The sequence below is a fragment of the Fervidobacterium changbaicum genome (assembly GCF_004117075.1).
Classification (GTDB): Bacteria; Thermotogota; Thermotogae; order Thermotogales; family Fervidobacteriaceae; genus Fervidobacterium; species Fervidobacterium islandicum.
The window spans coordinates 847,149-860,644 of the sequence record NZ_CP026721.1 but is presented as its reverse complement, the minus strand read 5'-3'; the positions used below and the strand labels follow the sequence as shown (position 1 = coordinate 860,644).

The window sequence follows — 13,496 nt, the reverse complement described above, 5'->3', positions numbered from 1 at the left end:
TTGAAACTATTTGAACTTCGTTCGGAAATCCAACGCGTGTTTCAGCTGCCATATTTCATCATCTGCACTGTTTAAGAAAATGGCGCGCTGCAAGGAATTCTTAGCGGATTCTAAGTCTGAATTCTCAAGCTCGACAAGGGTTCTATACTTCCACAGTACGTAACTTGTTGGATACTTCGTGCAGGATTCTTTGATGAGTTCGTATGCTCTGTTGTAAGCCTTCTTGGCGATGTATTCCTCAATCAACTTTATGCGCTCTTCCAAATCTATGCCGTCGATAGTCTTTTTTAACAGGTTGACAATTTCAAGTTCTTTCGGTTGATGCTGAACTTTTTGTTGTGTATATTCTCTACTACTGTCGCTGGGTTCGGCTCTGGTATCTAATTGAGAATTTATCTTAGTTTTCTCAGATCTTGTCTTTGATAAAAATCCCTTATGCTTGTGAGTTTCGTCGTGTTTTAGTTTTATTTTCCTGTAGAACGTTCCCACGTCCGCAAAAGCGGGGGTGAAATGCTCCAAAACTTCCGGAAAGTACTCTCCAGCACCGAGGATCAAAAAGCCATCGTCTTTGAACAAGCTTGAAATTTTGTGAATAACAGGTTCTAAGTTATCTATGTAAAGTAAAACTCGTCTTGTAAAAATTATATCAAATTTTTCTTTAGTTCCAAAAATCTCCGTGCCAGTGTCCAAGATGTTGCCGTGTATGAATTCAACGTTCTTTTTGTAGACGTCTTTTATGCAGTACTGACCATCGACTATGTTGAAATACCTTTCTATATCTTCTTTTGAAAGGAATCTGACACTCCAGAATTGGTAGCAACCCTTCCGAGCCTGAGTTATCCGTTGAAAGTTTACATCGATACCTTTGATTCTACACTCAACTCCGACTTCGTTACACACAATTGCCGTTGAGTAGACCTCCTCACCTCTTGAGCAGCCAATTGAAAGCACGTTCCAAGAGGGCTTTTCTTTTAACACTTTTCTGAGCTTATCGAATGTTTGGATATCTCTGAAAAAATACGATTCACCGATTGTAAGGTTTTCCAGCACAAGGGCTTCCAGTAACTGGGGTGAAAGTACGTGAGATATAGGCGAAATGTTTTTTATGAACCTATCTACGTGCCTTTTTTCTGCTCTTATACCGTGCCTTTTTAGAACCTCTTCTATCCGTTTCCCTAAGTCAACAGGTGGTTTGTCCTCTGGAACCTTGCTCATCATATAGTTTCTTTACTCCCTTTTGTTTTTCGAACTCTCTTCTTTATTATACCACCTTTTCAAAGAATTTTTTTGATTTCTATTTTGCCGCTCTTAGTTGTTATGGTATACTTTTTTAATAGGTGGTACATCCAATAATTCTACATGTTGGAGGTTTAAAAATGGGCAAAAAAGAAAGTGTGAAAAATATCGGTGTTATTGGTTATTCGGGAAATACTGAAAGTACTCCGATCCGAGAAATTGCTGAGCTGTGTTTGAAGCTGGGGCAAGAACTAGGTAAAAGGTACACAGTATTTACCGGTGGAAGAAACGGTGTAATGGAATTGGTATCGAAAGGGGTTAAGTCGGTAGGAGGCTTTTGCGTTGGAATACTGCCTTGGGAAGGCGAAGATGCTAATGAATTTAACGACTTGGTCGTGAAGACCGGTTTGGATTTCCAGATGAGGTCTTTTGTTTTGGTAAAAAGCGTTGATGCTGTCGTTTCTATAGGCGGAGAAATTGGAACGGCATTAGAGATTCTCGCTTCGTATGCGAATGGGAAACCGGTAATCTTACTAAGGGGAACTGGTGGATGGACGGATAGAATCGCCACGGTCTTGATCGATGGAAAGTATCTTGATAATCGAAAGCTATCTGAAGTTTATCAAGCGTGGAGCGTCGATGAGGTTATAGATATACTGGACAGTATATTGAGATGAGAACGCAGCTAATGACTTTCTTGGAGGGATGTTCTTGTGAGTCTACTGCAGTACGTTCCGGTTGTGCTTGTTACAATATTTTGGGGGGCATCGTTTGTAGCAACAAAGTTTGTTGTTAATGTTTTTGAACCTTTTCCGGCTGCGCTTTATAGGTTTTTGATTGCGTTGGTTGTGCTTTTACCGTTCACTAAGAAAAGGAAAATAGGGGATATCAATGCATTCTGGTCTGGTTTTTGGGGGATTACGATGTACTTCGTGTTCGAAAACACGGCGCTGAGGTACACATCACCAACGAACGCGGCGGTTATTGTTTCGAGTGTTCCTTTGTTGTACGTGCTTTTCACTCATCTGATACATAAGGTTGAAACTACAAAGTACCACTACGTTGGCTCGGTCCTTGCGTTTCTAGGTGTTGCGCTTGTTATTCTAAATGGGCGGTTGATGAAGCTTAATCCAATTGGTGATATCTTGGCGTTTGGAGCGGCGGTTTCTTGGGTCTTCTACACGCACTATGTAGTTAGGATAAAAGACGTGTCAGGAATTGACCAGACTTTTTCTATCACATTTTGGGGAGTTGTAACGTTGATTCCCTTTGCGTTTTTCCAAGATATGAAAGTTACATTCGAAGTGAAAAGTGCCTTGAGTTTGATTTACCTTGGTGTGGTTTGTTCTGCTCTTGGCTACTTGCTCTGGAATAAATCTATTGAAATAATAGGCGATAGGCGGACAACGAACTTCATATATTTTATTCCGATTGTGACCGTTATTTCTGAGTTCGTTTTAATGAAGTCAGAACCGACGATTTACAATATCCTTGGTGTAACAATGTTGGTATTAGGATTATACATCTTCGAAAGGGGAGAAGAGTATGGCAAAAAACGACTTAGGAATTGACCTTGGAACGGCGAACTTCATCGTTTATCAGCAGGGAAAGGGTATTGTGCTCAACGAGCCTTCCGTTGTAGCGATCGAAAGGAAAACGGGAAAGATCATCGCAATCGGTTCAGAGGCTAAGGAGATGTTTGGAAAGACGCCTGAAGAAAAAGTGATGGCCGTTAAGCCTATGAGGGACGGTGTTATTGCCGATTACACCATCATTGCAGAAGTGCTCAAGTACTTTATGAAAAAGCTAAACAAAGGACTGTTCATCAAATGCAACATGGTAATCGGTATACCAACGAAGACAACGAGTGTTGAGCAAAGAGCGGTCTACGATGCAGCTCTCAAAGCGGGAGCAAAGAGGGTGCACATAGTTCTTGAACCAACGGCAGCAGCTATTGGTATTGGGCTTGATGTTATGAAACCGATGGGGAACATGATTGTCGACATCGGTGGTGGAACAACTGATATCGCCGTGATAAGCATGGGTGGGATTGTTGTTGGAGATTCCATCAAACTCGCCGGTAACGCGCTCGATGATGCAATTGTTAAAGGTGTGAGAAGGAACTTTGGGTTACTCATTGGAGACACGACTGCTGAGGAAATAAAAATAAAGATAGGAAAAGTACATCCAGACGTAGAAGACTTAGAATTGGAAGTGAGAGGTAGAGATGCGGTAACAGGTCTTCCAAGGACCGAAGTGATAAATTCAACAGATGTCTACAAGATGATTAGACCTGTAGTTGATAATATCATCTCAAGGATAAAGCTGGTTCTTGAAAAAACTCCTCCGGAACTCTCAGCAGATATTGTGGAACACGGGATCATGCTAACGGGCGGTGGCGCACTTTTGAGGGGCATAGATAAAGCCATAGAGGAAGACATAGGTGTGCCGTGTAGGGTTGCCGATGAACCACTTTTGTGCGTTGCGAAGGGAACGGGTCGATTGTTGGAAGATGAAGAATTGTTGAAACACGTTGCAGTAACTTATGAGAAGTAAATAAACGCATTGGAGGGATTTTCTTGTACCGTGGTGTGTACACAGCAGCGATGGGTATGCTTGCCGACATAACAAGGATGGATGTTGTTGCAAACAATTTGGCTAATGTAGAGACAAATGGATATAAAGCTGATACTCCGGCTTTCAAATGCTACTTTACTCGGGAAATATATCGCATCAAACCAGAACCTGAGAATAGGAAGGTTGAGTTTGCAAAGATAGGCGATGTCGAGCAGGCAATTATCGTTGATGAAATTCGTACACACTACTCGCAGGGTATACTTGAGCAAACCAACGTGCCTACACATTTGGCAATTAGTGGCGATGGATTTTTTGCTGTAAGAAAGGGAGATCAGGTTTTTTACACAAGAAACGGAGAGTTCATCGCAGATAAAGATAGGCGTTTGGTGAATACACAAGGGTACTATCTGCTAGATTCAAACGGTCAGGAGGTAACACTGCCAGAAAACGGATATATAGACGAATCGGGAAATGTTTACGATGCAAACAGAAATTTGGTTTCAAGCATTCCAATCTACGTGTTGCGCGAACCGAGAAAAATAGGTGAAGCCCTCTTCACCGGTCAAGCACAGATTGTGGATTTAAATAATCCAAACTCCGGCGTTAGGATTTTACAGGGCTACGTAGAAAAATCAAATGTGAACGTTGTTCGTGAAATGGTAAAGATGATAGAAGCTCAGAGACACTATGACGCATCTTCCAAAGCTATAGTCGTCCACGACGAACTGCTGAACAAGGTTATAAACAACGTAGGAGCTTTAAGGTAATTAGAAGGTGAGGAGGGGTATAGATGATCAACAGTCTGTACACTGCAGCAACGGGTATGTGGTCTCAGCAATTTAAGATGGACACGGTTTCCAACAACATTGCGAATGTTGATACCGCTGGGTATAAGAAGGTCAAAGCTGAGTTTCAGGACTTAATTTACAGCTACTCGAAAAATGCAGGTGCCGCAACCGCTCAGAATTCCACGACGCCAACGGGTATTTACATTGGTCATGGCGTCAGACTTGCGGCAACGACAAGGATTTTTACGCAAGGAAATATAGAAAACACAGGGAACGCTTTAGATTTGGCTATCAGTGGTGACGGCTTTTTCCAAATACAGCTCCAAGATGGTAGAATCGCATACACAAGAGATGGTCAATTCAAGTTGGACAACCAAGGCAGGATAGTGACTGCCAATGGTTTGCTTTTATCACCTGCCATCGTTGTACCACAAAACGCGGTATCTCTAACGGTTTCACCGGATGGCATAGTCTCTGTCGAACTTGCGGATGGAACGATCCAGCAACTTGGAACAATAACGCTAACACGCTTCGTTAACCCCGCTGGTTTAAAATCGATAGGTGACAATCTCTACGTAGCAACCGCTGCGAGCGGTGATCCAATTGAGGGAACCGCTGGTCAGGATGGTTTTGGAACAATTATGCAAGGTTACGTTGAGAAGTCAAATGTAGACGTAGTAAAAGAAATGGTCGATATGATTACCGCTATGAGGGCGTACGAGTTCAACTCAAGGTCCATCATGACGGCTGACCAGATGCTTCAAACGGCAAGCAACTTGAGAAGATAATAGCTTAGTAGTGTGAGGCAAAAAGCTGCACGACCCCAAGGCTCAGCCTTGGGGTTTGTTTTTGTCGTGTGTTTGCCTACAATGATTCATCGGATGAAAGTTGTGATATAATATTGTGGAATATTTGGAAGTTTATGCGAAAGAGTTTAAGAAGGAGGAGTATAGAACCGTGGCTGGAAACGGCATTTTTTTTGATGATTTCGGTAATGCAAACGATGGAGGTTATAACAGAGAACAAAACGAAGCACGGGAAAGGCAAAGAGAGGAATTGATAAGAAGAATAATTGAAGAAAAGGGAGAAGCTGCTTACGATGAGATGATAGCTCTGCTTGAAAAGGAAGATGACGATCCCGAAGTAAGAGAGATCGTTACTGAAGTGCTTTACAGATTAGGAGAGAAAATAGCTCCAAAATTGGAAAAGACGATTAAGGAAAAGGTAAGGAGCGGGGTAAAAAACGACGTACCTTTACTCTATTTAATCGATTTAGCTGGAGATTTGGGGTTGAGAAGGTTAATTGCAGATATCACCAAGTCATTGGAACTATACGATTTTGAGGAAGCCCAACTGGTTATATACGAGGCTTTAGCAAAACTTGGTGCTGGTGAGCAGTTCTATCCGCTTTTACGCTATATGTTACTGGAAGGTGAAGAGCGATTCATGTACGGAGCTCAGGTTGCTATGGTGCTTTCTTATCTTGATATTCCAGAAATCATCAACGACCTGGTACAGGCAATCGATAGTGGTGACTTCAAAGGAGAGGAATTAGAGACCATCAAACAGGCTTTAACGAACATGATAAACCTACATCCAAGCTACAAAGAGATTCTTATAACTCTTGTAGGTGAAGATAACTTTGAGAATTACGTACGATAAGGCGCACTAAAACACTCTGTCTTCGTGGAGGGATGTAATGTGGAACTGTTTTGGGCGGCTGTTGTGGGATATTTCTTCGGTGCGATACCGTTTAGTTACATTATCCCGAAGTTGAAAGGTGTGGATATAACAAAAGTTGGTAGTGGAAACGTTGGTGGTACTAACGTACTAAGGAATATGGGAACAAAATACGGTGCACTTGCGATGTTTTTAGATATTATTAAAGCAGTTGTTGCTGTTTTAATATTCAAGCCATTTGGTGAACATCCGATGGTGATGGCTGGTGCTATGTCTGTGGTAGGCCATTGCTATTCTCCGTTTGTTAAGTTCAAAGGTGGGAAAGGCGTTGCTACCACACTTGGGACCTTCTTTGCGATATATCCTCAGGCAGGTTTGTTCGCGCTTGGAGTGTGGATCGCTATCGTTGCAACCACGCAGTACGTGTCTGTCGGTTCAATCGTCGGACTGCTTGCTGGTGCTTTTTTTGCACTTGCCTTTGGTAAAGATTACTGGGTGATATTCTTGGCTCTTGCGCTCTTTTCTGTGTACAGGCATAAAGAGAACATAAAAAGGCTTTTGAACGGCACTGAGAGAAAAACAAACGTGGTCGATTATTTCTTAGGATGGATGGACAAATACGAGCGCAAAGGAAAGTGAGATAATTGGGGAGAGGTAAAAGTGAAGGTACACTTTGCAAAAGAATTATTCAGGGTTTTCGTGTTGTGTTCGCTGATATTAATTTCCGTGTCAATGTATGGCATAATAGATGAGGAAACTGCCAGAACTTACTTCACTCAGGCTTTGGAGAAAGTTTACGCTGGGGATTTCAAAAGTGCGTACGATCTATCTGTTAAGGCAATGTCAGGTAGGATATACGTTGAAGAACTACCGTATTTCTGGTATTTGAGAGGTAGGCTTGCTATTGCTAACGGACTGGTAGATAAGGCTTTGGAAGATTTTAGAAATTTTACACTGCTTGTTAGAAATGACGACATCGATAATCTTGTGGGGAAAGTTAATTATTTCAGAAAACTGAATCTTGGGCCTTCGCAATCGTTCACGATGGGTTATGTGGATTCTATTAAAGGAAATGTCAGGGGAATAGAATATTTCCAAACACCGACGAGTTTGACTGTCTACGGTGATAATTTGGTGCTCTTGGATCAGAAGAATAAGAGGCTTGTGTATTTCAAAAATAACAAGATGCTGAAGATCAGGAAAATCTCAAAGGATGTAAAGCAGATCTTCTACAACAGAGATGGCAACTTATACTTACTCGGGAATAAATCACTTTACGATGAAAAAGAGCAAGAGCTTTTAAGCGACCTCCAAGTTCCGTACATCGCAGGTGCAGACCGCTCGGGAACTATTTACATTGTGGACTTCGACAGAGTAGTGAAGTTCAATACGAGAACGAAAGAGCGTAGTAATTTCAAGCTGCCGCAAAGGACGTTCTGCCTTGATGCTGAAATGACAATCGATAGAATTTACATTTTAGATGCGCTAAAGCAGAAAATAGAGATTTTTAAGTTAGACACTCTGGAAAAGGTTGGCGAAGTGAGCCTTGCTGAAAAGGTCTGGTCTTTCGAAGTAACTCCCTACGGTGATTTGATATACCTTGGAAAAGATAAGCTCGTAGCTGGTGGGAAAGATTATCCCTTAAAGGATGTGGATTTCATCGAGTACTCTTATCCCACACTCTTTGCAATCAAGTGGAAAGGAAACACTGTTGAGCAGTACACGTTTAAGGATGATAAACCTATATTAGTAAATATTCAAGACGTTTCATTCGATGAAAATAGCGCGTACGCTTACATCAGTGTTGAGGACTTATTTGGGGATGAGATACACTACATAAAATACGCTCTTTCAATGTACGAGCACGATATCTACGTACCTACGGACATCTACGCTGAACAGAAAGATGTTCAACACGTAAAAGTTGAAAAGTGCTCTGGGGAGCTTGTGTCTTACAGGCTCCAGGGAGTCAGGGTTGTTGGTAATTGCCCGATTTTGACGAAGTTTACCGGGAGTGTTCGAAATTCTGACGATCTATTAAGCAAGAAGGTCGTGTGGATTGCCAAATGGGTGTATCTCAAACCTGTTCCGCCAGGCATAATTAAGCTGAGTGCAAAGGTTGCTTTTAAGGAGCAGATTTATTACGATACGATGTTCTATACGCAGAAGATGGTATTGGATTCTGTTGGGAAAAAGAAAGAATAATAACATTTTGGTGGTGGATATGGCGGAAAAACAAAGAGCCGACGATAAGCGTGTCAACATGGAGTTTTTGCTAAAAGAAGCTGTAAGGCTGACGGAAAATGGTGAATACGAAAAGGCCTTAGAGATTTACAACGAGCTTGCGCGATATGAGATACCTGAGGTTTTCAATAACATGGGAAATGTGTTCAGAAGGCAAGGAATGTTGGGAAGAGCCATTGAGATGTATAAGAAAGCGATTCAGTTATCTCCTAATTTTCCCTTAGCTTATTTCAACCTTGCTTGTGCGCTTATGGAAGTTGATAGATACAACGAGGCAGTTATGTTCTTTGAGAAGGCAGAAAAACTCGGTTTGAAAAGCTTTGATTTGGATGTCCAGTTGGCCTTGTGTTACATAGCGTTGGGAAATAAGAAAAAGGCCAAGGAAAGGCTCATGGACGAGAGAGTGAAAGCGGAAGTTGAAAAGTACGTGGAAGGGGGATTGGAGTTGTGAGTGGAACTAGTGTGAATTTTGACATCCAGAATATAAAAAAATTGGCCGAATTTTTTACTTCAAGCTGGTATCTCTTTCTTCCACTTTCAGTTTTTGTGCTTATATTTCCAAATTTGGTAGAATTGGTCACACTTTTAGCTATGGGACTAATCGTTGGTTATGGTTACGTTAGCCCTTTGATATTTAACTTTGTGGAAAAATTTCTACCGCAACTTTCTAATTCTTTTCAGAGCAATGCTTTGCTTTATTCAATTATTATCTCCGTCATCTTTGCTGTAATTTTCTATTCGCTATATAAGTCGATAATCTTTTTGGGAAGCTTTATTATTTCGTTCCTCGTAGGTAGCTTCTTAATTAAATCATTTTTGACTCCGTATCTAACGCTAGAATGGTACGTTTACGTTGTTATTGGTCTACTCACAGGGTTGATTGGAGGATTGTATGCGGTTAGGAACAGCTCAAAATTTGTGGGGCTTGTGTCAACTGCGGTATGTTCGTTCATTTTGGCTTCTATTGCTTCATCGTTTTTTGACAAGTACGTATTTGCTTTAAACAACACCGTTTTTGGCTGGATTGTCTTTGTCCTATCACTATTTATCTTTTTGGTGAGGATCACGAAGTTGTGGGGTGTGAAGGAGCATGGAAAATAAAGACAAAATAGGGCAAAGTAGCGAAAATATTTTCGTGAAGTTTTTCAACATCCTAAGAAGTGTTTGGCTTATAGTCGGTGCGTTTCTCTACATATTTGTCTACGGTGCTATCGTCCTACTTGTTGGATTGATATTAGGCAAAGAACGAGGAAAAAGATTTGTTTTAAAGCAGATTGAAATATTTGGCAGATTGGCCTTTAAGTTACTTGGTGTGAAGGTCTATGTTTGTGGCAAGAAACCGGATGTCAATACGAATTACATCGTGGTTAGTAACCATCAGAGTATTTTAGATATACCACTTATCATCGGTTACGTGGGTCCAACACCTTTTATTGCTAAAAAGGAGCTTGAGAAGTTCCCGATGGTGAACGTTTATCTTAAATACCTTGGTAGTGAATTAATCGATAGGGGAAACGTGAGACAAACTGCGACTGCAATCAGGGAGGTCATGAGAAAACTAAAAGAGGGATACCACTTTGTGATTTTCCCAGAAGGCACTAGGTCACCAGATGGTGAAGTGTTACCGTTCAAACCTCGAAGCCTTGAAATAGCATTTAAGGCCAAAGTACCTGTACTGCCTGTTGCTATCTGGGGAAACCATCTCGTGATTCCAAAGCACAAATTGATAGTTAGGGGTAATAAGACGGGCATAATGTTCGGCGAATTGGTTCATCCAGAGAATTTTCAGAGTGAAGAAGAACTAAGACAATATGTGGAGAGCGTTATAAGGCAAGGTACGAAAAGGTTAAAAGAGGTGATTGAAAATGAAGAGAGCGTTTGTTAAAGCTTTAGTACTGGATAAAGTTTCAAACACGCCCGTTGTTCTGTTAGGAATTGAAAATACAAAGAAAATTCTCCCTATTTGGATAGGTGCATGCGAAGCGAGTGTAATGGCCATAGCTATCGAAAAGGTGCCTTTTGATAGGCCACTGACACACGATTTGATAGTTACTTTGGTAAGTGAATTGAGTCTAAGAATCGAACGATTCGTGATACACTCCATCAAAGACAACGTCTTTTACGCCAAAATAGTACTAAGGGACCTTGTCGTTTCCGAACAAGAAGCTGCAGAAGGAATGAATCCGTTTATAGAAATCGATGCCAGACCATCTGACTGTATAATCCTTTCACTGAAAACCGGAGCTCCACTTTACGTAACAAACGAAATCATCGCAACAGAGGCTATCACTTTTGAGGACCTGAACGAAAACGAAAATGAAGAAGAGTTCAAGAAATTTATTGAGAACCTGGATATTAGCGAATTCAAGAAACTTCTGAATGACAACCCTGAGAATTTCACAGATTTTGGAAGTGACGAAGATAGTCAAGATAATGGCGAGCAAGATAACGACAATAATCCTGATGATTTCGATGACCAATAAGTGAATCTTCAAAAAACAGCGGGGGATCCGGATGCCAAAACTTCCGAAGCTCGACTTTTCAAAACTGGCAGCAGTTCTCAAGTTTGGTAAGAGTAAAGAACCAAAGAAGCCTGAATCGAAAGAGCAAGCCAAAACACAGAAAGGCTTAGGAGTATTATTAGAAAAGCTAAAATTTTTCTTGACCTCTCTTTGGCACAGGAAGGTCTTGTTCTTTTCTGTTGTTGGTGCAATAGTGTTACTTGGTATTTTGATAGCGTTGTTATTTCGGCCAAAATTACCTGAGGCGATTTTATCAGAAGGGACACAAACTGTTGAGAATCTTATCATTTCAATACCAACAGGTGCATTTCCCTATGAGAAATCGTTCAAGGTGCGAGTAGTTTCGCAGGACTCAGTCCAAGGTGTGCTTAGCTCTGGTAATTTTGTGAGTCCTATTTACGAGTTGATACCTAGCGATGGACGGTACGACATGGCGACACTACCAATAAAGGTGAGGTATTATTTCCCCTCCAGGCTTATTGGAAGCAACGATTCGAATGCGCTCGCTTTTGCCGGTTTGAGCAGTGACGGGAAAGTTTACAACATTATCTCAGGGAGTTTTATAGATAAGGATAGCAGAGGATATTTTGTTGAGGCGAGTTTTTTCGTAGTTCCTCGCTGGCTAGGTGTTGTTTCTGTTCCGGGAAAGGTCTTAAAAACTGGTATTCAAGAAGTGTATCGTGTAGTTTCCGCTTATCCTCCTATTCTTATCATTCCCGGTAGTGATGCGAATTTTGCGGGCTATTACGAATCAGCAAAGGTTACACCGCTTTCAACATGGCAGGGTGTTTTCCCAGAAAGGTCGATTTACGTCTACAGGTATCCACTTAACGATACGAAATCGTACAACTACACGCGAGCGTTTAAGGCGTTCCGAGAATCTAATCCAATCCCAAGTCCCATCCTTTTTGAAGCGGAACGACTGGCGCAGGAACTGAAAAGGTATCCAGATGTTCAATTCGATGTCTTAGCTCATGAAGTTGGAGGACTTATCTTGTACTATTGCTTGGCAACACATCCAGAGATAAAGAATATAAGAAAGGTAGCGTATGTGTCAACACCATTTTACGGGACAAATGTAGTAGACCCACGCCTGGCTACGACTGTGTACGCATCGAAACCATCTGCCGCAGCGTTACTGTACAACCTGCCTGAGAGCGTTGTAGCAACGTTACAAGGTTATCTGAAGTCATACATCGAAGCTGTTAATATTTATTATTCCGATGTCTTGCCAAATTCTGAATTTTTGAAACGCTTGCAGTACTTCCCATATAGGACTGATATCCCTACGATAGCATATATGGGAAATACACCTCCCTTATCGATAGATGTTGGTGGGAGTTTACTTGAAAAACTTTATCCTGAGCTCACGATGAATTTAGGCGATGGGGTCGTTACAAAGAATTCTGCAAGACTTCCTTATATGACTTTGAAGATATTCAACGGCAGTTGGAATGACTTTTATTCATCTGAAGGGTTCATTGAGGAGATCAAGAGATTTTTCGCTTTCGAAATTCCACAAATTCCGGCTTACAAGGACGATACATTTGCGGAACGTGTGAGAAGTGAAAAAGAGAAAGTTTTCGAGCGATTCATAACTTCCGGCTCTGCTGAACAATTCTACGTTGATGAATGGAAGATAGGAGACAATCCTTATGTAAAGTTCTTGAGGAGCTACAATTACCCAGGTACTCAAGTTGCCGTTTATGGCGGAATAGTATATACAGCTGACGAGAAAGGACTTTACATAGCTGGAACAAGAGTATGGGAAGAGTACATAATGGGGTTGAAAGAGACGATCGATGGGGTTAGCTATGGAACACAAACGAAGGTGTACTACCGAAAATTGGCAGATACGGTGGCTTTCGAACAGACACCTTCTGATGACTTCATTGCTACGAAAGACTACGCTATTTTCGCAAAGCCCAGAAGCAATGATAAAGTAGATTTCGTTGATAACACTGGGAATGTTTTAGCCACGCTACGTGGTGTTTATGGAAAGGTTATATACGATGGAAATGAGATACTCTTTATGACTAATAGGGAGGTCTATAGATACCTATACGGAGTGAAATACACCGCACCGTTGGGGTTGAGGAACAGCTACGACCTTACATACGCAATAGTAGCCGATGATTATATCTTAGCGACAACGCGCGCATACGGTTTACTCATTTTCGACAAACTAGGCAATTATGCCTACACCGGCGAAGGATGGATAGGCAATCTTGGACTGTACAGGTCTGGTAATTTCGTCGTTGCTGTAGGCGATAGTTTCATCACGCTTATAGATGTTTCAGCAAGACGCATTCACAGGATTGTTGAAGATGTAGCTGGGATAGTTTACGATGCTACAGTATGGGAAGACAAGCTTTACCTTATGACAAGTGAGGGACTCTTGATTTTCAAAATAGGTTAGAATTCCAAGTAGTCTTCGAAGGAGGTCAGT

Annotated in this window: 14 protein-coding genes; 13 read left to right on the top strand and 1 reads right to left on the bottom strand. The window is 41.4% G+C overall.

The window, feature by feature from the left end:
- Positions 1–6: 6 nt before the first annotated feature.
- Positions 7–1,218, bottom strand: coding sequence for a CheR family methyltransferase (locus tag CBS1_RS04075; RefSeq protein WP_090221934.1), 1,212 nt, complete (start codon positions 1,216–1,218; stop codon positions 7–9).
- Positions 1,219–1,394: 176 nt separating this feature from the next.
- Here CBS1_RS04075 and CBS1_RS04070 point away from each other — a divergent pair, with 176 nt between their 5' ends.
- The 13 genes from CBS1_RS04070 (at position 1,395) to CBS1_RS10630 (ending at position 13,466) form a co-directional block, all read left to right on the top strand.
- Positions 1,395–1,913 carry a TIGR00725 family protein gene (locus CBS1_RS04070; protein ID WP_033192666.1) on the top strand — a complete coding sequence of 173 codons (519 nt, stop codon included), beginning with the start codon at positions 1,395–1,397 and terminating at the stop codon, positions 1,911–1,913.
- A 36-nt stretch (positions 1,914–1,949) separates the two neighbouring features.
- On the top strand, positions 1,950–2,807 hold the full coding sequence (locus CBS1_RS04065) for a DMT family transporter (protein ID WP_084384066.1): 858 nt from the start codon (positions 1,950–1,952) through the stop codon (positions 2,805–2,807).
- On the top strand, positions 2,782–3,792 hold the full coding sequence (mreB, locus tag CBS1_RS04060) for a rod shape-determining protein (protein ID WP_090221930.1): 1,011 nt from the start codon (positions 2,782–2,784) through the stop codon (positions 3,790–3,792). The genes CBS1_RS04065 and mreB overlap by 26 nt, the downstream gene beginning before the upstream one ends.
- 23 nt (positions 3,793–3,815) lie before the next feature.
- Positions 3,816–4,580 (top strand): flagellar hook-basal body protein, encoded by a 765-nt coding sequence (locus CBS1_RS04055; RefSeq protein ID WP_090221929.1) that lies wholly within the window; start codon positions 3,816–3,818, stop codon positions 4,578–4,580.
- 23 nt (positions 4,581–4,603) lie between these two features.
- On the top strand, positions 4,604–5,389 hold the full coding sequence (gene flgG / locus CBS1_RS04050; protein WP_033191957.1) for a flagellar basal-body rod protein FlgG: 786 nt from the start codon (positions 4,604–4,606) through the stop codon (positions 5,387–5,389).
- 169 nt (positions 5,390–5,558) lie between these two features.
- Complete coding sequence (locus CBS1_RS04045; protein WP_090221927.1) at positions 5,559–6,263, top strand: hypothetical protein; 705 nt, start codon at positions 5,559–5,561, stop codon at positions 6,261–6,263.
- 39 nt (positions 6,264–6,302) lie between these two features.
- Complete coding sequence (gene plsY / locus CBS1_RS04040) at positions 6,303–6,920, top strand: glycerol-3-phosphate 1-O-acyltransferase PlsY (protein ID WP_090221925.1); 618 nt, start codon at positions 6,303–6,305, stop codon at positions 6,918–6,920.
- Positions 6,921–6,941: 21 nt separating this feature from the next.
- Positions 6,942–8,486 carry a hypothetical protein gene (locus CBS1_RS04035; RefSeq protein WP_090221924.1) on the top strand — a complete coding sequence of 515 codons (1,545 nt, stop codon included), beginning with the start codon at positions 6,942–6,944 and terminating at the stop codon, positions 8,484–8,486.
- 19 nt (positions 8,487–8,505) lie between these two features.
- Positions 8,506–8,976, top strand: coding sequence for a tetratricopeptide repeat protein (locus CBS1_RS04030; protein WP_176759472.1), 471 nt, complete (start codon positions 8,506–8,508; stop codon positions 8,974–8,976).
- Positions 8,973–9,626, top strand: a complete 654-nt coding sequence (locus tag CBS1_RS04025; protein WP_033191954.1) for a hypothetical protein — start codon at positions 8,973–8,975, stop codon at positions 9,624–9,626. Before CBS1_RS04030 ends, CBS1_RS04025 begins: the two co-directional genes overlap by 4 nt.
- Positions 9,616–10,410 carry a lysophospholipid acyltransferase family protein gene (locus tag CBS1_RS04020; protein ID WP_090221922.1) on the top strand — a complete coding sequence of 265 codons (795 nt, stop codon included), beginning with the start codon at positions 9,616–9,618 and terminating at the stop codon, positions 10,408–10,410. Before CBS1_RS04025 ends, CBS1_RS04020 begins: the two co-directional genes overlap by 11 nt.
- Positions 10,391–11,008: a bifunctional nuclease family protein gene (locus CBS1_RS04015; RefSeq protein ID WP_090221920.1), complete on the top strand. Its 618-nt coding sequence runs from the start codon at positions 10,391–10,393 to the stop codon at positions 11,006–11,008. Before CBS1_RS04020 ends, CBS1_RS04015 begins: the two co-directional genes overlap by 20 nt.
- Positions 11,009–11,039: 31 nt before the next feature.
- A complete protein-coding gene (locus tag CBS1_RS10630; protein WP_090221918.1) occupies positions 11,040–13,466 on the top strand; it encodes a hypothetical protein in 2,427 nt (808 codons plus the stop codon).
- Positions 13,467–13,496 lie beyond the last annotated feature (30 nt).